Consider the following 22,800-nt stretch of genomic DNA (forward strand, 5'->3'; position numbering starts at 1 on the left):
CGCCGACGCCCAACGCTCCTGATCACACCTCGCCATAGGCGTCGACGGCCACCACGGACCGGCCTCCCTTGACACCCGCCGCCCATCGGATGTCTCGGGCCTAGAAGCGCACTGAAGATGTTGGGGGGTCTGGCTTCGCTGTAAATGACGGCGGGGTCAGACTGGTTGTTATCCACGGGACGAGTAGGCCTTGTCTGCAGCGACCGCGTCGGGCCGGGTGCGGGGCCGGCCGACGGGCAGACCGACCCGCACCTTCTGCAGCACGGGGACGAACTGCGGGCTGTCGGCGGCCTGTCCTGCGGTCAGTATGAGCGACAACGGACGGCACTTTGGGTCCGCGGCGAGATGAACCTTGCTGGTCAGCCCGCCCCGGGACCTGCCGAGCAGGGCTTGCTTCAAGCGAAGCTTGCGCCGCCGCTCTCGGTGCCGAGACGGTTGATTGGCTGGTCGCCGTTGATCGCGAGGGACTGCCGCACCGTGAGGAATTCTTCACCCGCGTCCGAGAGCACTTCGAGTTGCCGGAGCAGGTCGAGGAGCTGTGGGCGGCCTACCGACGGCGGATGGCTTCCTCGTCTCCTGCCGGCCTGAGGTGCTAGATGGTCTCCGCCGGCTACGGACGTCAGGGTGGGCTGTGGCCGTCGTGACGAACGGCACAGCCGACAACCAGCTCGAGAAGATCCGGCACACGGGGTTGGCCGAAGCCGTTGACGCCTGGGCGTTTTCCGGTGCCGAAGGCGTGCGCAAGCCTGCCGTGGGTCTCTTCGCGATAGCCGCACAACGCTGCGGCGTGACGCTTGCCGACGGAGGTTGGGTGATCGGCGACAACCCGGTCGCTGACATCGCCGGCGGGCGCGCGGCGGGGTTGAAAACGATCTGGATCGACCGCGGCACATGGTCAGATGCTGAGCCGGGTGCCGACCATGTCGTCTCCGACGTTGTCGACGCCATGGGGATCCTGTTTGGTCGGTGACCCGGGCATGCACGTCCCCACACATTCGTAACTCTGTGTATCTATTAGCAACTATTAGTAATGTCGCTGACTGGGCGGCCCTACTTGGAGGGGGTTAGGGCCGCCCAACTCATAGGAGTGAGGACCCTCATCGGCGACGCTCGCAGCGGCGTTCCCGCCACGGCCAGGCGGCGGGCGAGGGTCGGGCAGGCTGCGTCGCAGGAACTCCTCGTCCAGCGGTTGGATGAGCCGCATCAGGGCAAAGCGGAGGGTGTGGACAGCATCTCAAGGATCTCGTCGAGGAATTGACGGCTGGTGCGTCCGCAGCAATCGCACGGGTGGGGCTCGAACGTCGCGGGGTTACGGGAAGTGCGTGCCCAGCCGGCGAGGGCTTCTATGGTCGCTCCCGGCCACAGCCCGGATCGCGCGTAGTTGACCGCAGCCGTCAGTTCGATCTCGAAGATCTCTTGCTGGGCGTCGCCAGGAAGTGCGGCCGTCTCAGGAAAGCTGCGCCTCCAGTGAGTGGCGGGCGGCAGCGAGGATGTCCTCGGACAGGTCCGTGCCCGCGGTGGCACGGGCCAGGAGAATGGCTCCGACGAGGGTGGCGGTCGCGGCCAGGCCGTCCTCGCGGTCGGTGTCCGACAGCCAGTCGGCGAACTCTCGCACGCCGTCGGCGTAGGTCTCACGGGGGCCCATGTCGTCGTCATCCGTCTTTGCGATATCGCTGGCAAGGCCCGCGGCGGCGCAGCCGGTCCCGGGGTCGTCCCTGTGGTCGGGCGAGAGGTACTCATCCAGGAGTGCCTTGCGTGCCGTCGTGGCGTCGGGGTGGGCCTCGCTCAAGCCGGCCAGGTATGCGCCGCGTTCCTCGAACGCGCGAATGGTTGCTTCGGCCACGAGCGTTTCCTTGGAGCCGAACTGCTTGTAGAACCCGCCAGGGGTCAGGCCGATGGCCTTCATGACATCGGCGACGCTGACTCCCTGCACGCCGCGCTCGCGGAACAGGCGCGCAGCCTCCGCGACGGTGCTGGCCCGGTTCTCCAAGGCCTGGGCTTGGGACACACGGCTCACCTGGGGGCACCCGCTCTCCACTTAGAGTTTCAACGATATCTATCGTAGCCGATCGCACTTCATGCGGAAGGTCCGCTTTCTCTAGGTGTGCCAGGTTTCACGCAGCGTGACGAGCTTGACATCCTTAGATATCGTTCATAATCTAAATGCAATCCCAGGCTCTGCCGCCCTGACACAGCTGATGCCGGAGGGGTGGCGGACGGCCGCTCGTGGGCCCGTCGCCCTTATTGGTAGGGCGGCGCAGTCCCGGCCGCGATCCCCTCTGTAGCCGGGCCTGGCCCTGGGCCCGCGAGCGATCTCGCGGACTCGGCGCACCCGCGGCGCTCCGCAAAGTGAAAGAAGAGATGAAATGACCACGATTCTGATCACCACCGCCAACGGCACCACCGGCCGGCCGATGGTCGACTACCTGCTCAAGGACGGCTTCAACGTCCGCGCCATGGTCCGCAGTGACGATGCACGGGCACAGGAACTGCGCGAGGCGGGCGCCGAGGTCGTCTTCGGTGACCTCCTCAACTTCCGCGACGTGCGTGCGGCCCTGGAGGGGGTCCAGCGTGCCTACTTCAACTACCCGGTGGGGGACGGCCTGGTGGAGGCGGCCGTCATGTTCGCGCAAGCCGCAAAGGAGCAGAATCTCGAGCTCATCGTGAACATGTCGCAGATTCAGTCGCGCCCCTACGCGCGCAGCAAGGCCACCCAGAACCACTGGCTGTCCGAGCAGGTCTTCGACTGGTCCGGCGTCCCGACCACTCACCTGCGAATCACGTTCTTCATGCAGTGGCTCCTCTACATCTCCGGGCTCATCCGCTATGGCCGCTACGTGATGCCCTTCAATGGGGACAGCCGCTTCGCTCCGATCGCCGGCCGTGACATCGCACTGACCGCCGCCAACGTCTTCGCCTCGCCCGAGAAGCACGGCGGCCAGATCTACACGCTCACGGGCCCGGTGGAGTACAGCCACCTGGAGCTCGCGGCCGAGGTGAGCCGGGTGCTGGGCAAGGACCTTCCCTTCGAGCAGGTCACCGTGACCACGTTCCTTGAGTTGATCGGTCTTGGGAACGACACCGCCAAGCTCAAGCACTTCGAGGCGGTCACCATCGACCAGCAGGAGGGGCGTCTGGCAGGCATCAGCGAAGCGGCCCCGAGCATCAACGGCCAGCCGCTGGTGACGGTCGAGGAGTTCATCAACGAGAACCGCTCCCTGTTCGAGCTCGACTACACCAAGTCGGCAAACTGACCTCCCCCTAGGGCTCGGGGCGGGGTATGGCCGTGAGCATGACCGAGATGGACAAGGCAGCGTCACGGCGGATCCAGTCGAAGGCTGCCCATGATCCGAGTTGCAAGACGGTGCGCGATGGGTTCTACCGGCGCGATGTCGGCCGCCGACAAGCGGGAGGCACGCAGGCAGGGAAGGGCCCGACGTCGTAAGCGGTGAACCGGCGGCGGTCATCCGTGCATGTGTTCGAGACTGTCGATGTGCGTCGCTACCACCAAGCCCGGCGATGTGTGGGGTGTTGTGCCAGCGAGGGCGGTGGCGGCGTAACCGCCGAAGATCGTGAGGCCGCCTGTGCGGCATCAGCGCCTTTTTCCAAGGTCGTGAGCCGAACTGTCGCTTAGATCCTAACGTGGAGCCCGCTGCCGAGATCGGCGCCGGCGACGCTTCCACGGAGGCGGCCCTCCCGAGATGCGCGACGAACTCCTTGAAGGATCTTGCTCACGGCATTGCTAACAACAGCCGTGGACGGTTCTGGATGCTCATGGACTCGAAGCTGGTTCCATGCGGCTTGAGCAGGCTTTCCTGACGCCGGTGGACGGCCTTGGACGCTCGTGTTCTAACACGTGATGAAGTGCTGCCGCGCGGCTTCCGGTCCTCGGGCCTGGCGGCCCTGTGGTCCGGGTGTCTTGCCATCGAATTTCGCGAGCAAGCCGTCGACGCGTTGCTGTACAGCAACCGATACAGCAACACCGCCTTACGCGATCACACGGCACCAACCCGCATCTACTGTCGGAACAGGAACGGACACTGTCGACGTGGCCCTTGCCCTTCTCTCGTAATGAAGTGCTCTGACTCCCCGCCCCATTGCTTCTTGGTCGACCTCACATCCGTCCGTACCTACTGGGTGAGGACACATGATTCGGCAGCTATCGGGGGCGGGGAGGAATGGGCCAGGAGTCGGTGAGGTGACTCCTGGCAGGCGTGGCGGCGCCGTCCCTCCAGATCCCACGCCGCCACGCCTGGTCTATCGAGCTCTTCCGGACAGCAGGGCCGCCCAGATCGCCCGAGCCTCCTGGATCGAGCAGACAGAGGTCTCATGGACATCGTGTCCGCCGTCGAGTTGAACGGTCCGCCGGATGAACGCCCGTCCGCCGCCCTCGCACAGCTCGTAGACCGTGGCGCGGCAGAAGCAGGTCCAGGCCACCGGCCGCACTCGCTCCAGCACCGGATACGGCCGCTGCCATTCCAGCCGGGGGCGATCCCGCTGGGCCAGGACCACGTGCGGACTCAGACACTCGTCAGACAGGATCACATCGAGCCTCAGCCAGCAAGGCCGGCAGCGGATGGCTGGTGTGAAGCTCGCGATACCGGAGGGCGACGTGGCGAGCGGTGGTGACCGGGTTCTCCGTGCTGTGAACGGCGTACAGTCGTCTCCTCGTCTTCTGCGACATCCGCCCTGTCCACCACCGGTACCAGCGCCCATTCGTCCAGACGATGAGATCCAGCCAGACCGATACGAGCGCGATCCCCTGCCCCTCGTGAACATCGGCGGCGATCTGAAGATCTCCGAGCGAGAGTTTCAGACGTTCGGCGGAGGCGACCCATGACGGTTGGCAGGAGAAGCCGCCGACAGCGCCTCTGATGAGCTTCGTTCTGGGTGGTAATTCCATTGCTCCACCTGAATGAGTCGGTCGCGCCAGGCCCTTGCGGGTTACGCTGGATCGGCTTGTCCGTGCTGGTGACAACGCTAGGAACAGCGCGGATGTCGCAGAACTGACCGGAAGTACGAGTACGGACGGCGGTAGCTCCCTCTCATGACTGTCCACGGCGCGGGAACCCTGACCACCCGTCGGGGTAACGCTGAGCGCGGCCGTGAAGGCCGGATCTCCGGATACGTGCTCAAGGTCATCCGTGAGTCCGCGGGGTTGACCCAGGAACGGTTCGCCGAACGCCTTGGCCTGGACGTCACGACGATTCAGGGGTGGGAATCCGGGCGGCGCTCACTGATGGCGGTCTCCACGGGCACATACCTGTCGTTGCGACACTGGCTTCTACGGCTCGGTGTCCGGTCGCGTCTGCTCGCTCAACTGGACATGGCCCTTGAGGCGGACCGGTTCGTCGGCTATGTGCTCAGCACGGAACCCGGGAAGGTCGAGGCCGAAGACCATCCACTGGCGTCATGGGTGATCAAGCGCCCGTTCACCGATCTCGTGGCGTGGCCGTTCACCAAGACCGCGCCGTCTGCCGTGGCGGGAGTCGTTCGCGGGACCGGCCGCCGGGGGCCGGTGGCAACCGCGCCTTCTCTTCTGCCCGACGAACGCGCGCACTTCTTCGAGCATCTGAAGGCAGTGGCCGAGGGCGCCGACACGGACCGGGTGGACGGCATGCTGTTGCGCCGCCAGGCTCACTATGTCGCGAGCTTCGACGACACCTCTGACACCGCCGATTGGCTCACGGCCATGCAACGCGCCGAAGAACGGCGGATGGGGCGGGCGGGTGAATGGACCCCCTCATGGGCCGTCGTTCGATCCGGCGCTCACTCACTGGCCCGGCTCGGCGACCGCGAGGGGTTGCAGCACTTCATCCGGGTTCATCTGGCCGACGAGATCTGTGAGATGGCGAACCTCAACTACTGGGCCTACTGGCTCGGCGAGGTCGGCGAGCCGCAGCTGGCGGACACGTTCATGGTCGAGCTGAATCCGGACGTCTGGCGCGGTACCGAGCTTCTCAGGCATCTGGCCGACAAGCTGGACTCCGCCAACCCCTACCTCGACGTGGTGGCGCACACGCTGTGGGCGCTGGTCATGCTGCGTCCCTCGGCGCTGGACACCCAGAGCATGGATGCTCTCAGAGATGCGGCCGTCCGTACCCTGGACGAGGCCACCGCGTCACCGCAGTCCAAGCGGGAACTGGAGGCGGTCATCTACGCTCTGTGCATGATCCACTGAGGGTGAGAGGGGACTTCCGTGGCGGAGGAACTGTCGAAGCTGACGGGCCTGCTGTACGAGATCGGGCTGCTCAAGCGCTACAAGCGCACCGGTTGGCTGGTCGCGGGGGTACGGGATCCCGAGAGCATCGCTGACCACTCCTTCCGGACGGCGGTCATCGCGAGTGTGATCACGGCGTTGGAAGGTGGCAACCCCGAGCGCGCGGCGTTCATGAGCTTGTTCCACGACACGCAGGAAACCCGCGTCACCGACATCCCCTACATCGGCAAGCGATACCTGAAGGCGGCGCCGAACGAGGAGGTCACCGCCGACCAGATACGTGGTGTTCCGGAGCCGGTGGCGGAGATGGTGAGCGGCGCGGTTGGCGAGTACGAGGAGAAGACCAGTCTCGAAGCGGTCTGCGCTCGTGACGCCGACAAGCTGGAGTGTCTGATCCAGGCCATCGAGTACCGTGAGCAGGGGCATCAGAACGTCCAACCGTGGATCGACAGCTCGCTTGCCGCACTGAAGACGGCGTCCGCGAAGCGCCTCGCGGACGAGGCGCTCAGCACGGGATCGCTGGAGTGGATGACCCGCGTCCTCAACGGAGACTGAGACACCTGGCGTTCATCGAGGCCCGAGCTCTCTCCGACTCGCGCGGCTACAGCCCCCGTGCTATGGACGGCCGGACTCACTTCGCGAGCTCCTTGGGTGCCGAACGCGACATTCCTGCCGTTTTTGTCGAGGTACAGCGAGAGAACGCCGGGGCTCTGGCATGGACATCGCGCCTGCTGGTAGGCGGTCAGCTGTCCGCAAGACCATGAGTTGTTGCCCCTTGGGTGAGCGGTGGGGGAGCGATCAGATGGTCACGATGATCTAGGGCGACCACCTCGCGGAGCTTGGGCCACTCCGCGAGGGCGATCACGTAAACGCTGACCGTTTGTACTGAAATCTAATGTCGACGGTTGGCTGGCAAGGTCCCTCAGAGGGCGCCCGTCGATCGCGTGCCGCTCCGAAGCCGCTGCCTGCAACTTGCGTTTATTTCGTTTGTTGCGGATACTGCGAAGAGGAGGTGCCGTGATGGCAGACATGCAGGCCAAGCGGGTTCAACCCGGGATCATCGACGCCGAGATGGCCGGTCGCGCCGTGCGCCGGATCAAGGACTACCTCATGCGGTATCCCGAGCGGTCGACCGTGCAGGTCGCCGGCGAGCACGGGGGCGAGGACCCATTGATCTTGCCTCGCGAAGCTGTGAGTCTGCTCGCCTTCATCCTTGCCCAGGCGGCCGAAGGGCGGGGGGTGACGGTCATACCCTCTCAGGCCGAGCTGACGACGCAGCAGGCAGCGGACATGCTGAACGTCTCGCGCCCCTACTTGATCAAATTGTTGGAGGCCGGAGAGATTCCCTTCCGTCTAATCGGCAAGCATCGACGCATCACGTACGAGGCTCTCCAGGAGTACAGGCGTCGCGATGACGCCAAACGGCGTACGGCTGCCGATCAACTTGCCGCGCTGGGCCAAGAACTGGGCATCTGAGCATGAGCTTCGTGGTGGTCTACGACGCGAACGTGCTCTATGGCAACACGCTCCGTGACCTGCTCATCCGTCTGGCCATGACAGGGCGGCTCCAGGCCAAATGGACCGACAGGATCCTCGACGAGATGCAATGCAACCTTGCTGCCAATCGTCCTGACATCACCGAGGAGAAGCTGGACAAGCTCCGCCTCCTCATGAACTCCGCTGTCCGGGACTGCCTGGTCGAGGGGTACGAGCCGCTGATCGAAGGGCTGTAACTTCCCGACCCCGATGACCGGCATGTGCTGGCCGCGGCGATCAAGGTAAGGGCGCAGATCATCGTCACGTCGAACCTCAGGGACTTCCCTCCAGAACACCTGGCGTCCTGGGACATTGAGGCGAAGTCTCCCGATGACTTCGTGCTGAACCAGATCGACCTTGACGGACGAGTCGTCTGGGCCTGCGTGCAGCAGATCGCGGACTCACGCGTCAGCCCGCAGGAGACCGTGGACGATGTGCTCGACGCCTTGGAGAAAGCAGGCCTCGTCGAGTCGGTCGCCGCCCTTCGGGTCGGCTAGGCCACTGAAGATCTTGCATTCTGACCTTGTTCTTTCTGAAATAAGGCCACAGCGGTGGATGTGCAGGGTGAGTGGGCTGGAGGGCTGGTCGGGCCAGATGTGTGGCAGACCTGCCGGGAGCTGATCCCGGCAGGGAACGTGTTTCTCGTCGCGGGCGATCGAGCTTCTCCGAGACGCACGTCTGCACGTTCACAAGAACGCCGTCGACGCTGTGGCCGCGGTTACCGCGCTGCGTTCGGTGTGCCCGGTCGTCGTTCTGACATTCGATGAGGACGGCATGAGCGAACTGTGCGGGAAAACCGTGGAGGTGGTCCATGTCTGAGACTGCTCGCGAGGTGACCGGGCGCCGGATCCTTGCCGGTGGCCGTTTCCGGCGTAGCGCCACTCAGACAAGGTGATCGTTCTACTTCCGGAAGGGCCGGGGAGGCCGGGGTGAGCCGGGTCTGGGTGGCGCGGTGATCGGCTCGGGTCTGGCGGAGATCACCGAGGGGCGTGGGGTGGTGGCGGGACTTCGTGGAGACATGCACCGGCCGCACGTCGAGCCGGTCTCCCCGGCGCGACGAGATCGGCGGGGAACCTCCCGCTCAGCGTAGGTCGGCCACCCACCGTGCGTTGCGGACGAACGTGCGGCGCGTGACGTCCGGGTCGTCCAGGAAGCAGCCGACCATGAGGGCGTCCCGCAGCATGGCGAGGGTCTCGGCCTTGGCGTCGACATCATCGCGGCCGGCCTCGACGAGCAGGCGCCGCAACTCGGCGTGGAACCAGGCGCGGTGCTTGTTGATCGCCTGGCGTACCGGGCTCTTGGGATCGGGGAATTCGCTGGCCGCCTTGATGAACGGGCAGCCGAGCGTGTGGTGCCGGTAGGCGTCGTCGGCGATTCCCTCGATGGCCATCTCGAGGGCGTGGCCGGGAGAGACGGCGTGACCGAGCCCTTCGTTCCAGAGTGCCCGGATCATCTGGTCCTCGCGTTCGAGGTACGCCACGACGAGTGCCTCCTTGCCGGCGAAGTGCCGGTAGAGGGTGGCGCGGGTGACTTCGGCCTCCTGGAGGATGCGATCGACCCCTACGCCGTTGATGCCGTCGATGTAGAACAGACGGCTCGCCGTTGCGAGGAGATGGTCGCGGGGCGCTGAGCGCTTGGTGTACGCCATCAGCACATCCTACATTGAGACCGATCGTTCTTTCTTTCATACGTTTTCGACTTGCCGATCGGTCAGAGCCAGGTTAGCTTAGGCCGTACCAGAACGATCGTTCTTTCTCTCAATCTTAAGGAGTGCTCGTGACGACTCGCGTCCTCTTCGTGCACGGTCTCTGGATCCACGCCCGCGCCTGGGATCCGTGGCTCGACCTCTTCCGCTCGGCCGGGTTCGAGGCGGAGGCGCCGGGCTGGCCCGGTGACGGCGAGACCGTCGCCCAGACGCGGCAGCAGCCGCAGCGGGTCGCCGGTCACGGCGTCCGCGAAGTCGCCGACCACTTCACCCGGATCGCGCGGCTCGGCGAACCGCCGATCGTGATCGGGCACTCGTTCGGCGGGCTCATCGCCCAGAAGCTGCTCGCCTCGGGCGTCGCCTCGTCCGCGGTGGCGATCGACCCGGCCCCGATCAAGGGCGTCAGGGCACTGCCGTTCGCGCAGGTACGGTCGGCGTTGCCGGTGTTGTACCGCAAGGCCAACCGCGACCGCGCGGTGATGCTCAGCCGCCGCCAGTTCCGGTACGGTTTCGGCAACGCGGTCAGCCGAGAGGAGTCCGACCAGCTCTACGACCGCTGGGCGATCCCCGGCCCTGGCCGGCCGATCTTCGACCTGACCGCGGCGAAAAAGGACCCGGCGTCGCCTGTCGCCGTCGACCTCGACGATCGCGACCGGGGGCCACTGCTGATCATCGGCGGCGGCCGGGACCACATCGTCCCCGAGGTGGTGGCGCGGCAGGCGGCCGAGCTCTACAGTCCGGGCGGCAACACCGAGTATCGAAAGTTCGACGACCGCGGCCACTCCCTCGTCTTCGACAGCGGCTGGCGCGAGGTCGCCGAGCCCGTCCTCGACTGGGTGCGTAAGCAGGCCGCCTGAGCAGCGGGCGGTTACCCGTCCCTTCACCGAGATACGAGTCCTTCCCATGGGAAACACAAGGAAGCCGGCCACGGACACCACCGCTGATCGGATGGCGGCGGCGTACTTCGACGCCATCGAGTTTCTCTGCGAGGTGACGCCGATGGGCTGGTACACCGAGCGGGGCACCGCCCGCGCAGGTGACTTCGGTCGACGCTCGGAACCCGCGATTTCCACGAGATCCCGTTCAGGGTGATCCGATGTTCGAGCCACCGCCCGCCCCGCACCGGCCGGCCGGGCGGCAACGGCTCGATCCGCGCCCACGCGGCATCGGTCACCCCACGACGACGCACCACCTACGCCATCACAGCTCGACTCCGTGATCGACCGTAGCCCGGCGTCGAGACCAACCGGACACGATCTAGCCCTCCGAACGATGTCCCCCGCGCATGACAGGGCTGCGCGTCTGGGGTTCCTCGGGGTCGGCCGGGACGTGGAGGAGGGTCAGGAGACGGCGGCGGAGGTCGCTGAAGCCGGGGACGTCGACGGCGCGGGGGTGGCCGAGATCGACCTCGATCTCCTCGGCGATGCGGCCCTCGTCCAGGACGAGGAGCCGGTCGGCGAGAAGGAGCGCCTCTTCCACGTCGTGGGTGACGAGGAGGGCGGCGAAGCCGTGTCTGGCGCGGAGCCTGCCGAACAGAGCCTGCATCTTCAGCCTGGTCAGCGCGTCGAGCGCGCCGAACGGCTCGTCGAGCAGGAGCAGGTCCGGCTCGCGGACCAGTGCCCTGGCGAAGGCCACGCGCTGGGCCTGTCCGCCGGACAGTTCCGACGGCCAGGCGTCACGTCGGTCGGCCAGCCCCACCTCCTCGAGCGCCGTCGTCGCGCGCTCCTGGGCGTCCCGGCCGCGGACGCCCAGCGCCACGTTGTCGGCCACCCGTTTCCACGGCAGCAGCCGGTGCTCCTGGAATACGACGGCCTTCGACCCGAAGGTCGTGAAGTCGCCGGATGCCTCCTCGTCGAGCCCCGCCAGGATCCGCAGGAGCGTGCTCTTGCCCGATCCGCTCTCTCCAAGCAGGGCGACGACCTCGCCCCGCTCGATCCGCAGGTCGACGCCGTCCAGGACCGTCGTGCCGGCGAACACCCGACGTACCCCGGTGGCGGCTACGACGCCTGCAGGCCGCGTCGCCATGACAGCATTCTCCTTTCGGCGGTGCGCAACGCCAGGTCGGACAACAGGCCGAGGGCCGCGTACACGACCAGGCCCAGCACGACGATCTCCGTCTGGCTGAAGTCGCGGGCCTCCATCATCATGAAGCCCAGGCCGCTCTGCCCGTTGACCTGCTCCCCGACGACGAGGCTGAGCCAGCCCGCGGCGAACGCCAGCCGCAGGCCGAGGAACAGGGACGGCATCGCGCCCGGGAGCACGACGTGCCGGATCCGCTCGAGCTGGGTGAGACCGCAGGTCCGGGCGGCCTCGACCAGCCTCTCGTCGATGTCGCGGATGCCGGCGTAGGTGTTGAGATAGATCGGGAAGAACGCGCCCAGCGCCACCAGCGATACCTTCAGCGACTCCCCGATGCCCACCCAGATGATGAGCAGCGGGACGAGTCCGAGGTGCGGCAGCATCCGGGCCGCCTGGACCGGCGGGTCCACGAGGTCGTCCCCGATCCGGAGCAACCCCGCGAGCGCGCCCAGGACGAGGGCGAGCGAGCCCCCGATGAGCAGCCCGAGGGCGGCCCGCTCCACGGATTCCAGCAGGTGCAGGCCGAGGGATCCGTCCAGGGACAACCGCCAGGCCGCCGCCGCGATCTTGCTCGGCGGGGGAAGCTTGTCGGGCGAGAGGACGCCGGCCTGCGCGGCGCCCTCCCATCCGGCGACGAGCACGATCGGTGTGACCAGCCGCCGTGGCCTGAACCTCACTTCAAGACGTCCGAGAAGCTCGGGTCGATGAGGCTCTTGACGTCGACCTTGGCGGGAATGAGCGCGAGGTCGGCGAAGCCGTCCGCGATCTGCTGGAGCTCGTCGCCGATCGTGGCGTCCACCTGCGCGAGTGGCTGGGCGCTGCGCTCCAGGGCACGGCGGGCGACGTCCTCGGGGATCTTCAGCTCGGGGGCGAGCAGCTTGACACGCTCCTCCGGGTTGGCGATGCCCCAGTCCGTGACCTCGCGGTAGACCTTCAGGTATTCACGTACCAGGTCGGGCTTGTTCTGCAGGGCTTCGGGCGACACCAGCAGGTACTCGCGGTTGTTGGCCAGGCCGGTGGCGTCGGCGAGGACCTTCACGCCCGGCTGCTCGGCGAGGGAGAAGTACGGGTCCCAGATGATCCAGGCGTCGACCTGGTCGTTGTCGAACGCGGGACGGGCCTCGGCCGGCTTGAGGTACTGGATCTCGACGTCGGTGATCTTCATGTCGTTGGCCTCGAGCAGCTTGACCAGCAGCCAGTTGACGTTCGAACCCTTGTTGAGCGCGACCTTCTTGCCCTTGAGGTCCTTGAAGGAGGTGAAGCCGTTCTTCTCCTTGACCAGGACGGCCTCGCCCTTCGGTACCGGCTGGGAGGTTGCGACGATCTTGAATTTGGTGCCACCGGCCGCGGCGAAGATCGGCGGGGCCTCGCCTGTCTGGCCGATGTCGATGGCGCCGGCCTTGAGCGCCTCGGTCAAGGCGGGACCACTCTCGAACAGTGACCAGGAGGCGTTCGGGGCGAGCCCCCTGGCCTTGAGCAGGCTCTGCCCGCCGAACCGCTGGTAGCCGACGCGCAGTTGCTCCTTCTCGGCCTTCGTCTCACCTCCCCCGCAGGCGGTGAGGCTGCCGATCAGGGCGAGCACGCCAAACAAGGCAACAATGCGGCGCATAAGGGGGCTCCTTGGAGAAACGAAGCAAACGACCGCAAGTATGCCTACTAAACCTACCTTTTGTATAGGTTTAGTGGAGAGTTGGCTCAGACCTCACGGGCGGTGCGACGACGTCTGCCCGGAGGACGAGTTCGCCGAGGTCCTCGCGCTTGACCGATGTGCGGCAACCGGCCTTCCTTCGGGCGACGCCCGGTCCAGCATCCGCTCGATACCGGCTGATTCGGGGGTAGGTTCCTGTTCGTCCCGTCAGGGGGTACCTGTAGGCGCGGGCGTAGCCTGCCCGGTGGGGCTGACGTCCGGCGAGGCTCGGGAACGCTCGCCGGAGAACCGGTTGTCGGTGGTCGTCCTCGTTCTCCGGCGCCCACGGGTTCCTCGTGGGTCAAGACTTCTGCGCGACTCAGATGGGCGCTACGGGTGCGGGGTGTCTCCGCTGGTTCGGATTCATCGCCATCCGGCTGGGCGCATGGCGGAGGGGAACGATCAGGCGGGTCGGCAAAGATGAAATGCCGATGACCTCTCGGATGACTCATCGTTGAATACGGTCGGCAACGGCGGCTGTGGTCCGGAACTCCTACGCCTCCACGCCCGTCAGTTTGTCATGAGTTGCTTAATGAGGTCGTAGGCCGCATTAACCGCTATTCCGCCGATGAGTGTCGCCGCACCCGCCTTCATGAAAGGCTGAAGGGAAAGCGTGGACGCGGGCGAGGAGACTATTTCGCCGGGGGCCAGCTCGCGCAAGACGGGACTGTCGGCCTCCTGCCAGTCGCTGAGCTCCTCGACGATCTCCCCGAGACTGTATTTGATGTATCGGTCATTGGCGTCGAGCAGCCTCAGTGCTCTCAGTGAGAGCCAATCGTACTGCATGTGATATTCGCCGGGGTAGGCCATGAAGCTCACGAGATCCGCGGTGCCCGAGAATCGCCACGGCGAGTCGCCGATCATGAGTGGACCGGACGAGGCCATGGCTGCTTCGTGCTCGCTCTCCACGTACTCGCGAATTTGATTGAATCCCGACGAGTCGAACCTCCATCGATTGAGAATGGGAGACTTCTCGTATCCGGCGATGTACAGATCCCAGCTCAACCCGGAACGGACGTCCAGGTACGCGTGATTGCGTCGAAGATCCTTGTAAACTATCGATTGAGGCTGGGTGAACAGGACGCTCACGAGCACAGAAGATTTCGGAGCCTTCTTGAAGCGAGAATATATGAGCCTGTCCAGCTCTTCTGGTTTTCCAACCTCGATGGGACTGTAGGTGACAGGTTCGTAGGAGTCTCGTACCTGTCGATGCAGGTCTTCCAGCTGAAGCCTGGCCCGCAAGTCGCCGGTGATCTCAAAATATCTTTCAAGGATATCCGAGCAGAGGTCTTCCTTGAGTAGTTCTTGAAACGCTTTTCGATAGTTCGGCTTCCCCAGGGGAGGGATCGGCAACAACTCCTGTTCGTCGGCCGTCTCCGCCAGATGCTCATCCAGCAGTTGTCTTCCCGCGCTTGAGGTGACGAACTCTTCAAAGGCGGTGACGTGGTCTGGGTAGTTTCGGGGGGTGTAAGGGCGCCTGAACATGTCCCATAGGCTAGATGTGTTGCCAGGTGACGACCAGGTGTTTCACCGCCTCGGCGCCACTCGGAATCCTCCGAAACCTCGCGGGGCCTCGGCCGCCCCCATGGCGGGAGGAGGTCAGAGCCGCCTCAGGTTCGTGAAGGTCTTGACGTGCCCCGAGTTTCTGCGGAGGCGCACGGTGTTGGACGGTTTCCCCATTCCCGGAGTCCTGGCCGCCGCAGCCGCTCGCGCCCACGGACACGCCGTCAAAGATCGAGTGGATGGACCCAGCCCGTTCGGTGTCGGCGTCTCACCAGAGACCAGGTCCGGTCGTCGCACATACCGGCGCGTCGTCGGAAGTCGCGATCATTGATGAGGTGTGGGTCGTCGAGGTCCAGCCAGCTGTCCTTTCGCGCCCGCTTGTCCCAGTGGGCGGTGGGAATCCTGACGCAGTTAACTCGATGTGATTTGTCCTGACTTGTAATCTTTAGGACCTCTACGCCCCTGGGATGCGTGCGAATCACCAAGCATGGCCTGACTTTTCCGCCTGTGCCGTCGGAGAACGGCACGCCGGCCCACCAGATCTCGCCGGGGCCGGGGCGCGAGTGCCAGGCCGGATCCGGCGGCGCGTCACGTACTTGGGGTTGAGAGGGGCGAGGAGCCAGAACTCGGCGAACAAAGCGGACGAAACCATATATGGCCGCGAAGCAAAACCCGATGACCGCCAGAAGGGCGAGTAATCCGCCGACCGCTCCAAAGGCTTCAGTCATGACTCGGTAACATACTCGACAAGTAGCAAGTTCGGCACCTAGCTGGACATTCTCTCTCTCATTGTCGGGGGCATGACGAAACATCGGCGGTATTGTTCAAGATCTCGAACGGCTACCGCGGCATCGGGGGCGCCAACGTCAAGCGAGGTGACCTGCCCGAGTGGTCCGGGCCGACCGTCTTGGGGAGCCGACCGGGAAACGGGGAGGCTTCATGACGAGTTCGCCATCACTGATCGCTGATCAGGTTCCACGAGTACCACGATGCCGAAGTGCACGCTGTTCAGCCTAGGTGCGGCCGGCACCGTGTTCGCGAGCGCGTTCGGCGGTGGTGACGAACCGCTGCGAGATCGCCGGTGGCGGCCTGATCGACGCGGCCGCCGACCGGCTCCGGGCCGAGCGGGTAGCAGGGCGAGTGGACGGTTCGCCGAGCACCTTGCTCGGCGCCATCCCATTCAGGATCTCGGCGGAGGAGAACGGTTCATAGGCCACGTGGCCGTTTTGAGTGGATTAGTGCCGGTATTGCGAGCCCCCTCGGTTTCCGGGAAACCGAGGGGGCGTATCCATCGTTGTTCTCCGTGGGTGCGTAACGTATGTTCCGGCTGTACGCCGTCGATAGTCAGGGAGAAGTCGTGTCCGAAATCGTGGCTCCCCAGCTCGTCGTCAACAGCCGGATGATCTACTTCGGCTGGGTGCCGGCCGACCCCGAAGCCGTCGCGGCCCTGGTGCCCGACGGTCTGAAGCCCATGGCCAACCGCCAGGTCTTCATGAACCAGTACGTCGTCGACCGGCCTGAACAGACTTCGGGCTTCGGCGCGTACTCGCTCACCTACATCGGGCCGGACCTGGAGGACGCCTACGCTCCCGACGGTGTGACCCCCGGCCGCTGGTGGACGCACTACTTCAACTCCAGCGAGGTGGTACGCGAGTACGCGGCCGCCCGAGGTGTGCCCGCCACCGCGGGCCGTACCACGATCGAGGTCAGGGGCGGTGAGCTGGTCGCGACGACCGAGTCGGACGGTGTGCCGGTGATCCGCGCGACCGCGCGGATCGGTGACACCGGTACGGCGGTCAACCGTGGCCAGCTGCGCTACATCACGGAGGTCGACGGGCAGAGGCTCAGCGGGATCTATCCGTTCGTGGCCGAACCGGTCGACCCGTTCGAGGTCGTGTCACTGGAGTTCCTGGAGCCGAGCCACTCCGTCTACGCCCTCCGCCCCGCCGATCCGCTGCAGATCGTGTGGGGCTTCTACTCGCCCCGCTCGTCCTTCACCTATCCCGGTGGGGAGTCGGTGATGGCCTGACGTCCGTCAGCGGGTGAAGAGCAGAGGCGGGTCCATGGCCTGACGGCCGTCACCGGGTGAGAAGCGAAGCCAGGTCCATGGCCTGACGGCCCTCACCGGGTGAAAAGCGAAGCCAGGTCATGGGCCGCCTCGCCCGCTCCGGCCGGAACCGCCGGTTGTCACGGCTTGACCGGCTTCCGGTCGGTCCACTCGGCCTTGACGATCGCGTTCCAGTTGACGACGGTGCCCGGCTTCGCCCAGCCGTAGGTCCCGGTCGGGGCGACGGCCACGAACCGGTCCGTCAGCAGGATGCCGGTCCGCGGGTCGACGATGAGCTGCCGCTCGAACTCGCCGGTGGGCCACGTCTCGGTTCGGGCGACGCCCTGGCCCCTGCGATCCAGCGCGTCGGTCACCTCACCCAGCGACCGCACGCCGTCCAGCCCGGCGAGCACCTGGTAGGCCGCGGCCCGGACACCGGGCTTGACGGGCATGTCGCTCAACAGGCCCGCGGTCACCTGGAAGAGCCAGGAGTCGGCATCCTGCGGGGAGTCGGACTCGGTGCCGTGCCCCTCGTATCCCTTGAGCAGGTATGCCTTCAGCTCGGCCGCGGTCGTGGGCAGAGCCTGAAGCTCGGCCACCGAGACGTTCTTGCCGGCCAGGTCGGCGACCTTGTCGCCCACGTTGATCGCGTTGCCGAAGGGCTTGCCGCCCTTGGCCTCGACGACGTGGCGTGCCTTGGTGTCGGCGTTCTTGGTCACGGTCACCGTCCACTCGGTCGGCGAGCCGTCCTGCTTCCAGGCGGCCTCCGAGCCGGGCGCGGGCTTGGTGCCGAGGTTCTGGGACACCCACCAGCTTTCCCGCTTCGGCGAGCGGGCGATCCACGTCTGGCTGCGGCCCAGGCTGTTCACCGTGTAGTGCGTCTCGGTGCCCACCTGCTGGGCGTTGCCGCTCGTGCTCTCGACGTACCAGTAGGCCCCGCTGCCCTGCCGGGCCTTGAGCGACGACTCGGCCGCGACGAGGAGGATCTGCTTGGCCGACAACCGCGTCACCGGCTGCCTGTCCTCGGCGACGGCCGGGGAGCTCGGGGCCGGTGTCGTGCCGCCGGTCGCGGTGATCGTCACGGCCACGGCGGTGGCGGCGGCCACGCTCGCCAGGCCGAGCGCCCACACGGGCCTGGGGACGCCGGCCTTGCGGGTCCGCACCGGCCTGGCCTGAGACATGGCGTAGGAGAGCTCGGCGGCCCGGGTGTGCTCGTCGGCCGGGGTGTCGAGGTGGGCCGGGCGGGCCGCCCGTAGCTGGTCCATCGGGTTCATGACCACTCCTCACTGAGATTGCGCACCCGGGTTCGGGGGAGGACCGCCGGTGCCGACTTCATCGCCTGGACCAGCCGTTTGCGGGCCCGATGGAGCCGCACCCGGAAGGTCGCGGAGGAACATCCGGTGACGCGTGCCGCGTCGCGCGGCGAGAGCCCCTGCCAGGCCACCAGGATCAGCAGCTCGCGTTCGTCCTGGTTCAACGAGGCGAGCGCGGTCATGACGGCGAGGCGTTCGGCCACCTGGTCGGCGTGGTCCTCTTCCGTCCATGCGCGCAGCTCGCCGGCGAGCGACTCGCGCCGGACCTCGGCGCGGATGTTGTCGCGCAGCACGTTGCGGGCCACGCCGAGCAGCCATGGCAGGGCGGGCTCCGGTATGTCGCCGAACCGCCGCCAGGCGATCGCGAACGTCTCGCTCACCACCTCGTCGGCGATCTGCCTGCCCGCCTGACTGACCACGTAGGCCCAGACCCGCTGTCGGCACTCGTCGTACATCGTGGTGAACCGCTGTGAGTCGTCCGTCACCGCCTGGCCCCCCTTCGTCCCGGGTAATTGCTTCAACACCAGGAAGTGGACTGAGGCCTTCAAATGTTACAAAGAACTCCAAATCATCTCTTGATCCGGTATCACAGGGACGTCCACTGTGCGACGCCCCGATCCTTCGGCACCCCGGTGTCCCGCGTCCCCTCGCGTACGGCGACGATCTTCACCGCGAGGCGTACCTCCTCAGCCGATGAGGCGTTTGCGCCAGTCGAGGGGGACAACGGTGATGGTCTCCCGGGGATCGCCGTTCCACTCCACCGAAAGGCCGGTTTCCCCGAGTGCGGCCACGACCTCCCGGCCAATGGACGCCGTCGTATCCGGTGAACCGTCGAATCCGCCGTACAGGAGTGCCATCCCGTGTCCGGCCGCGGCCGAGTCCGTGCACTGGCTGTGGAAGTAGACATAGCCCCGGGCATCCGGTGAGCCTGTCTCTCCGATCTCCGCCTGCCCGCAGGTACGGCAGCAGGTGAAGTTCTCCCTCGCCGTGATGCCCGTGGCCTCCAGAGCGGTGAAGGCCCGGTTGAGCCGTTCCGGGTCCGTCTCCCCCTTCCAGGAGGTCTGCTCCTCGACGCGTTCCAGCCATATTCGGTCCACCAGTCGGCGTGCCTGTTCGGCGGAGACCGGTCGGCGGTTCCCCGACACGAGATGGTCTTGTGCGATCTCGGCCAGTTGTGCCCGCGTCGCGTAACCGCCCAGGATCACTTCGCGGATGCGCGCGTCGAGCGTCTCGCGCTCGTTCTCGTCGAGTTCGAGGGGAGGTGGAGGGTCGGGGAGGCCCAGGTCCAACGAGGCCCAATTCAGCCCGGAGCCCCATTCGTCCTCCGAGCGCGCCCAGCGGGTCATGGCCGCGATCACCGGCGCGGGCCCGTCGAGCGCCGTATGGAAGTGTCGGTCGGGTGCCCCGTCGCGGTGTTCCAGCACGTAGTCGCCTCCATCCTCGTGCCATACCTGAACGAAGACCTCAGGGAGGTCGGGAATCCGCTGGACGACCAGGAATCTGTCACCCTGACCGCCCAGCCGGTCGACCAGTTCGGCGAGTTTCCCAGCGCTTGCCCGGACGTGCCGGTGACCGTCCTCCGTCAGTACGGTGATCGCGAACATGCCGGTCACCCTGGCACAGGGCACTGACGGGTGACCAGAGTTGTTTTCGGGGACGGGTGCCGAGACGGCCCGCGCGTGTGGCGATCCCACGCTCGACGGCCGCGCGTGCTCCCCTTCGGCGGTTCGCCGGCCGAGCGGCGAGGAGGAGGTCATCTCTGACCGAATGTGAACGAATCTGATCAGATACCTTGACCGCGAATCGCCGGGGATGTTTCTTATAGGTCACAACGGATCGCCATTTGTTCGATTGTGACCGGGAAGGTATCACCGTATGCGTGGACGCATCCCCCTCCTGTTAACCATGATCCTCGCCCTGGCCTGGCAGGTCGTCACGATTCCGGCGGCCTCGGCCTATGCCGATCGGCAGGGTCTGCGCGGCGACTACTATCTCAACTCCGCTCCCGGGACGTTCGATTTCGCCGAGCTCAAGGCCACGGTCGTCGACCCGGCCATCGAGCTGGCCGACCTCAACCCGGTGCTCAAGGACCTCACCGGCAGGGAGGACGACGTCGCCGTCCGCTGGACGGGGCGGATCGCACCCAAGTACTCCGAGACGTACACGTTCTCGATGATCGGCGACAACGGCTTCCGGCTCTGGGTGAACGGCCAGGTGGTGATCGACCACTGGGTGGACGACTGGGACGTCGAGCAGGTCGGCACCCCCATCACCCTGGAAGCCGGGAAACGCTACGACATCAAGGTCGAGTATTTCGAGCACTTCGGCGGCGCCCACCTGCGGCTGCGCTGGCAGAGCCCGAGCCAGGCCAGGGAGATCGTGCCCGCCGGGGCGTTCTTCCTGCCCGAGGGCTTCGACCCGCCGGGACCGGCCGGAGCCGCGATCGGCGCCGAGGGCGACACCGTCACGCTCGACTTCGGTGACGTCCGGCTGAGGCCGCTGCCCGCCGGGGCGTACGAGCATCTGGGACTGACCGTCGCGGGGACCAGGTGGCCGGTCACGTCGGCCGCGCTGGACGGTGAAACGAAGATCAAGCTGCGGCTCGGATTCGCGGTCCCCAGCCGGGCGGGCAACGCCGCACGCGCCTCCTACGACGGCCAGGGCGGCATCGTCCAGGTCGACGGCACCCCGCTGGAGGCCTTCACCCATGCGCTGGTGGTCAACAACTCGAAGTACACCCTGCGGACGCGCTGGGCGAAGGATGTCAATCCGCGCAATCCGCTGCCCGAGTACCCCCGCCCGCAGTTGACCAGGGACAAGTGGCGCAGTCTCAACGGCATCTGGCAGTTCGCCGCCGCCGAGGCGGGTGAGGCGGTACCGGTCGGCCGTGATCTGGCCGAGCGGATCGTCGTGCCGTACCCGGTGGAGTCGACGCTCTCCGGGATCGGCAGGCACGAGGACCGGATGTGGTACCGCCGCACCTTCACCGTGCCGCAGTCCTGGAAGAAGGACCGGCTGCTGCTGCACCTCGACGCCGTCGACTGGGAGTCGACCGTCTACGTCAACGGCAAGCAGGTCGGCACGCACAAGGGCGGCTACGACCGGTTCACGCTCGACGTGACCGACGCGCTCAGGCCCAGGGGCGAGCAGGAGCTCGTCGTCGCCGTCGCCGACGGGACCGACACCGGCCGCCAGCCGGTCGGCAAGCAGCGACTCAACCCCGGCGGCATCTTCTACACCCCCGCCTCCGGCATCTGGCAGACGGTGTGGATCGAGCCCGTCGCCAAGGCGCACATCGACGCGGTGCACACCACGCCCGACGTGGCCGGACAGGCCCTCAAGGTGACGGTGGCGGCGTCCGGCGCCTCCGGCCGGGTGGTCGTCGTCACCGCCCGCGACCGGAACCGGGTGGTCGGCAAGGTCTCGGGACCCGTCGGCACGGAGCTGCGGCTCCCCGTCCCGAACCCGAAGCTGTGGTCGCCGGACGACCCGTTCCTCTACGACCTCACCGTCGAGCTCAAGGGCGCCGACCGGGTGAGGAGCTACTTCGGGATGCGCACCATCTCGACGGGCCAGGTGGACGGCAGGACCAGAATCCTGCTCAACGGTAAGCCGGTCTTCCAGGTCGGCCCGCTCGACCAGGGGTTCTGGCCCGACGGCATCTACACCGCGCCGACCGACAAGGCGCTGAGGTACGACCTGGACGAGACCAGGAAGCTGGGCTTCAACGCCGTGCGCAAGCACGTGAAGGTCGAGCCCGATCGCTGGTACTACCACGCCGACAGGCTCGGGCTGCTCGTCTGGCAGGACATGCCGTCGATGTTCGGCACCTCGAACGCGGCCGAGCGCGCTCAGTTCGAGGCCGAGATGCGCGAGATGGTCGACCAGCACCGCAGCAGCCCGTCGATCGTGATGTGGGTGACGCTTAACGAGGGCTGGGGCCAGTACGACCAGGCGAGGCTCGCCGACCAGGTCAAGGGCTGGGACCCCTCCCGGCTGGTGAACAACATGAGCGGCGTCAACTGCTGCGGCGCGGTCGACGGCGGTAACGGCGACGTGGCCGACTACCACATCTACCCGGGGCCCGGAAATCCCGGCCTGCCGAGTGCCACCAGGGCGGCCGTCCTCGGCGAGTACGGCGGGCTCGCCCTGCCGGTGATCGGCCACACCTGGACCGGTGGCGGCTGGGGATACGCGACAGAGCCTGACTCCGAGGCCCTCACCGCGCGATACGTCGCCATGAACAAGGACCTGGAGAGGCTGCACGCCTGTGGCGGGCTCAGCGCGGCGATCTACACCCAGACCACCGACGTCGAGACCGAGATCAACGGCCTGATGACCTACGACAGGGCCGTGACCAAGCCCGACGTCAAGCGAGTGCACGACGCCAACCGGGCGCTCACCGGCGCGATCTCGCCCGCCTGCGGCTGACCGAAGGGCGGGATCGGAAGGCTGGATCGAAGGGCGGGGAGGAGCGTTGTCCGAATGGCTCCTCCCCGCCTGCGCGCTCCCCGAAGGGGGCGCCGACGGTCGCACCTTTCGTTGGAACGAACCGGATACCGGTCGCGCCGAGGCACGACCGGTATCCGGTTCGCGATCGGCCGCTACTTGTTGACGTGCTTGTACAGGTAGACGGCCGCCTTCTTGAGCTGGGCGGGTGTGCCGTTGGCGGTGCGGTACCTCTCGGCGGTGCCGATGGCCTTCTTCAGC

At 66.4% G+C, this 22,800-nt stretch carries 23 protein-coding genes and 1 pseudogene; 10 read left to right on the forward strand and 14 right to left on the reverse strand.

Annotated elements, in window-relative coordinates; genetic code table 11:
- Positions 1-171 precede the first annotated feature (171 nt).
- Positions 172-417 (reverse strand): annotated as a pseudogene (locus ACSDR0_RS43805) (transposase); the annotation flags it as partial.
- A gap of 214 nt (positions 418-631) precedes the next feature.
- Between ACSDR0_RS43805 and ACSDR0_RS43810 the strand changes: the two are divergent.
- Complete coding sequence (locus tag ACSDR0_RS43810) at positions 632-970, forward strand: HAD family hydrolase (RefSeq protein WP_435294892.1); 339 nt, start codon at positions 632-634, stop codon at positions 968-970.
- 477 nt (positions 971-1,447) lie between these two features.
- Here ACSDR0_RS43810 and ACSDR0_RS43815 read toward each other — a convergent pair whose 3' ends face one another.
- Positions 1,448-2,008 carry a TetR/AcrR family transcriptional regulator gene (locus ACSDR0_RS43815; protein ID WP_435294893.1) on the reverse strand — a complete coding sequence of 187 codons (561 nt, stop codon included), beginning with the start codon at positions 2,006-2,008 and terminating at the stop codon, positions 1,448-1,450.
- A 358-nt stretch (positions 2,009-2,366) separates the two neighbouring features.
- Between ACSDR0_RS43815 and ACSDR0_RS43820 the strand changes: the two genes are divergently transcribed.
- Positions 2,367-3,254 carry an NmrA family NAD(P)-binding protein gene (locus tag ACSDR0_RS43820; protein ID WP_435294894.1) on the forward strand — a complete coding sequence of 296 codons (888 nt, stop codon included), beginning with the start codon at positions 2,367-2,369 and terminating at the stop codon, positions 3,252-3,254.
- Between the two features lie 1,003 nt (positions 3,255-4,257).
- Here the strand turns inward: ACSDR0_RS43820 and ACSDR0_RS43825 are convergent.
- Complete coding sequence (locus tag ACSDR0_RS43825) at positions 4,258-4,545, reverse strand: hypothetical protein (RefSeq protein WP_435294895.1); 288 nt, start codon at positions 4,543-4,545, stop codon at positions 4,258-4,260.
- Positions 4,532-4,903 carry a hypothetical protein gene (locus ACSDR0_RS43830; protein ID WP_435294896.1) on the reverse strand — a complete coding sequence of 124 codons (372 nt, stop codon included), beginning with the start codon at positions 4,901-4,903 and terminating at the stop codon, positions 4,532-4,534. Before ACSDR0_RS43830 ends, ACSDR0_RS43825 begins: the two co-directional genes overlap by 14 nt.
- A 144-nt stretch (positions 4,904-5,047) precedes the next feature.
- Here ACSDR0_RS43830 and ACSDR0_RS43835 point away from each other — a divergent pair, with 144 nt between their 5' ends.
- The 5 genes from ACSDR0_RS43835 to ACSDR0_RS43855 all read left to right on the forward strand — a co-directional run bounded on the left by ACSDR0_RS43835 (position 5,048) and on the right by ACSDR0_RS43855 (position 8,253).
- A complete protein-coding gene (locus ACSDR0_RS43835) occupies positions 5,048-6,181 on the forward strand; it encodes a helix-turn-helix domain-containing protein (protein ID WP_435294897.1) in 1,134 nt (377 codons plus the stop codon).
- An 18-nt stretch (positions 6,182-6,199) separates the two neighbouring features.
- Positions 6,200-6,775: an HD domain-containing protein gene (locus ACSDR0_RS43840; protein ID WP_435294898.1), complete on the forward strand. Its 576-nt coding sequence runs from the start codon at positions 6,200-6,202 to the stop codon at positions 6,773-6,775.
- A 465-nt stretch (positions 6,776-7,240) separates the two neighbouring features.
- On the forward strand, positions 7,241-7,696 hold the full coding sequence (locus ACSDR0_RS43845) for an excisionase family DNA-binding protein (protein ID WP_435294899.1): 456 nt from the start codon (positions 7,241-7,243) through the stop codon (positions 7,694-7,696).
- A gap of 2 nt (positions 7,697-7,698) precedes the next feature.
- Positions 7,699-7,953 (forward strand): hypothetical protein, encoded by a 255-nt coding sequence (locus tag ACSDR0_RS43850; RefSeq protein ID WP_435294900.1) that lies wholly within the window; start codon positions 7,699-7,701, stop codon positions 7,951-7,953.
- 24 nt (positions 7,954-7,977) lie between these two features.
- Positions 7,978-8,253 carry a hypothetical protein gene (locus tag ACSDR0_RS43855; protein ID WP_435294901.1) on the forward strand — a complete coding sequence of 92 codons (276 nt, stop codon included), beginning with the start codon at positions 7,978-7,980 and terminating at the stop codon, positions 8,251-8,253.
- 584 nt (positions 8,254-8,837) lie between these two features.
- Here ACSDR0_RS43855 and ACSDR0_RS43860 read toward each other — a convergent pair.
- The gene (locus ACSDR0_RS43860; protein ID WP_435294902.1) at positions 8,838-9,404 is read right to left on the reverse strand and encodes a TetR/AcrR family transcriptional regulator; all 567 of its coding nucleotides are present in this window, start codon (positions 9,402-9,404) and stop codon (positions 8,838-8,840) included.
- 128 nt (positions 9,405-9,532) lie between these two features.
- Here ACSDR0_RS43860 and ACSDR0_RS43865 point away from each other — a divergent pair, with 128 nt between their 5' ends.
- Entirely contained in the window at positions 9,533-10,318 is a 786-nt protein-coding gene (locus tag ACSDR0_RS43865; protein ID WP_435294903.1) for an alpha/beta hydrolase, read from the forward strand.
- A gap of 400 nt (positions 10,319-10,718) precedes the next feature.
- Here ACSDR0_RS43865 and ACSDR0_RS43870 read toward each other — a convergent pair whose 3' ends face one another.
- The 6 genes from ACSDR0_RS43870 to ACSDR0_RS43895 all read right to left on the reverse strand — a co-directional run bounded on the left by ACSDR0_RS43870 (position 10,719) and on the right by ACSDR0_RS43895 (position 15,947).
- Entirely contained in the window at positions 10,719-11,486 is a 768-nt protein-coding gene (locus ACSDR0_RS43870; RefSeq protein WP_435294904.1) for an ABC transporter ATP-binding protein, read from the reverse strand.
- Positions 11,459-12,217: an ABC transporter permease gene (locus ACSDR0_RS43875; RefSeq protein WP_435294905.1), complete on the reverse strand. Its 759-nt coding sequence runs from the start codon at positions 12,215-12,217 to the stop codon at positions 11,459-11,461. The genes ACSDR0_RS43870 and ACSDR0_RS43875 overlap by 28 nt, the downstream gene beginning before the upstream one ends.
- Positions 12,214-13,149 carry an aliphatic sulfonate ABC transporter substrate-binding protein gene (locus ACSDR0_RS43880; RefSeq protein ID WP_435294906.1) on the reverse strand — a complete coding sequence of 312 codons (936 nt, stop codon included), beginning with the start codon at positions 13,147-13,149 and terminating at the stop codon, positions 12,214-12,216. The genes ACSDR0_RS43875 and ACSDR0_RS43880 overlap by 4 nt, the downstream gene beginning before the upstream one ends.
- A 588-nt stretch (positions 13,150-13,737) precedes the next feature.
- On the reverse strand, positions 13,738-14,712 hold the full coding sequence (locus tag ACSDR0_RS43885; RefSeq protein ID WP_435294907.1) for a hypothetical protein: 975 nt from the start codon (positions 14,710-14,712) through the stop codon (positions 13,738-13,740).
- Between the two features lie 242 nt (positions 14,713-14,954).
- Positions 14,955-15,542 (reverse strand): type II toxin-antitoxin system PemK/MazF family toxin, encoded by a 588-nt coding sequence (locus ACSDR0_RS43890; protein WP_435294908.1) that lies wholly within the window; start codon positions 15,540-15,542, stop codon positions 14,955-14,957.
- Positions 15,543-15,743: 201 nt separating this feature from the next.
- The gene (locus tag ACSDR0_RS43895; protein WP_435294909.1) at positions 15,744-15,947 is read right to left on the reverse strand and encodes a hypothetical protein; all 204 of its coding nucleotides are present in this window, start codon (positions 15,945-15,947) and stop codon (positions 15,744-15,746) included.
- A 140-nt stretch (positions 15,948-16,087) separates the two neighbouring features.
- Between ACSDR0_RS43895 and ACSDR0_RS43900 the strand changes: the two genes are divergently transcribed.
- Positions 16,088-16,759: a hypothetical protein gene (locus ACSDR0_RS43900; RefSeq protein ID WP_435294910.1), complete on the forward strand. Its 672-nt coding sequence runs from the start codon at positions 16,088-16,090 to the stop codon at positions 16,757-16,759.
- A 158-nt stretch (positions 16,760-16,917) separates the two neighbouring features.
- Here the strand turns inward: ACSDR0_RS43900 and ACSDR0_RS43905 are convergent, their stop codons facing one another.
- The 3 genes from ACSDR0_RS43905 to ACSDR0_RS43915 all read right to left on the reverse strand — a co-directional run bounded on the left by ACSDR0_RS43905 (position 16,918) and on the right by ACSDR0_RS43915 (position 19,694).
- Entirely contained in the window at positions 16,918-18,051 is a 1,134-nt protein-coding gene (locus tag ACSDR0_RS43905) for a CU044_5270 family protein (protein ID WP_435294911.1), read from the reverse strand.
- Positions 18,048-18,575, reverse strand: coding sequence for an RNA polymerase sigma factor (locus ACSDR0_RS43910; RefSeq protein ID WP_435294912.1), 528 nt, complete (start codon positions 18,573-18,575; stop codon positions 18,048-18,050). Before ACSDR0_RS43910 ends, ACSDR0_RS43905 begins: the two co-directional genes overlap by 4 nt.
- A 201-nt stretch (positions 18,576-18,776) precedes the next feature.
- Entirely contained in the window at positions 18,777-19,694 is a 918-nt protein-coding gene (locus ACSDR0_RS43915) for a DUF6891 domain-containing protein (RefSeq protein WP_435294913.1), read from the reverse strand.
- A 301-nt stretch (positions 19,695-19,995) separates the two neighbouring features.
- Here ACSDR0_RS43915 and ACSDR0_RS43920 point away from each other — a divergent pair, with 301 nt between their 5' ends.
- Positions 19,996-22,521 (forward strand): PA14 domain-containing protein, encoded by a 2,526-nt coding sequence (locus ACSDR0_RS43920; protein ID WP_435294914.1) that lies wholly within the window; start codon positions 19,996-19,998, stop codon positions 22,519-22,521.
- Positions 22,522-22,800: the final 279 nt, after the last annotated feature.

The organism is Streptosporangium sp. G11 (genome assembly GCF_051192615.1).
Lineage (GTDB): Bacteria > Actinomycetota > Actinomycetes > Streptosporangiales > Streptosporangiaceae > Streptosporangium.

Excerpts from the sequence above, each read along its gene's own strand:
- ACSDR0_RS43820 (WP_435294894.1), top strand. The coding sequence starts at position 2,367 with ATGACCACGATTCTGATCACCACCGCCAACGGCACCACCGGCCGGCCG.
- ACSDR0_RS43830 (WP_435294896.1), bottom strand. The coding sequence starts at position 4,903 with ATGGAATTACCACCCAGAACGAAGCTCATCAGAGGCGCTGTCGGCGGC.
- ACSDR0_RS43835 (WP_435294897.1), top strand. The coding sequence starts at position 5,048 with ATGACTGTCCACGGCGCGGGAACCCTGACCACCCGTCGGGGTAACGCT.
- ACSDR0_RS43845 (WP_435294899.1), top strand. The coding sequence starts at position 7,241 with ATGGCAGACATGCAGGCCAAGCGGGTTCAACCCGGGATCATCGACGCC.
- ACSDR0_RS43850 (WP_435294900.1), top strand. The coding sequence starts at position 7,699 with ATGAGCTTCGTGGTGGTCTACGACGCGAACGTGCTCTATGGCAACACG.
- ACSDR0_RS43860 (WP_435294902.1), bottom strand. The coding sequence starts at position 9,404 with ATGGCGTACACCAAGCGCTCAGCGCCCCGCGACCATCTCCTCGCAACG.
- ACSDR0_RS43870 (WP_435294904.1), bottom strand. The coding sequence starts at position 11,486 with ATGGCGACGCGGCCTGCAGGCGTCGTAGCCGCCACCGGGGTACGTCGG.
- ACSDR0_RS43880 (WP_435294906.1), bottom strand. The coding sequence starts at position 13,149 with ATGCGCCGCATTGTTGCCTTGTTTGGCGTGCTCGCCCTGATCGGCAGC.
- ACSDR0_RS43885 (WP_435294907.1), bottom strand. The coding sequence starts at position 14,712 with ATGTTCAGGCGCCCTTACACCCCCCGAAACTACCCAGACCACGTCACC.
- ACSDR0_RS43890 (WP_435294908.1), bottom strand. The coding sequence starts at position 15,542 with ATGTTTCGTCATGCCCCCGACAATGAGAGAGAGAATGTCCAGCTAGGT.
- ACSDR0_RS43905 (WP_435294911.1), bottom strand. The coding sequence starts at position 18,051 with ATGAACCCGATGGACCAGCTACGGGCGGCCCGCCCGGCCCACCTCGAC.
- ACSDR0_RS43915 (WP_435294913.1), bottom strand. The coding sequence starts at position 19,694 with ATGTTCGCGATCACCGTACTGACGGAGGACGGTCACCGGCACGTCCGG.
- ACSDR0_RS43920 (WP_435294914.1), top strand. The coding sequence starts at position 19,996 with ATGATCCTCGCCCTGGCCTGGCAGGTCGTCACGATTCCGGCGGCCTCG.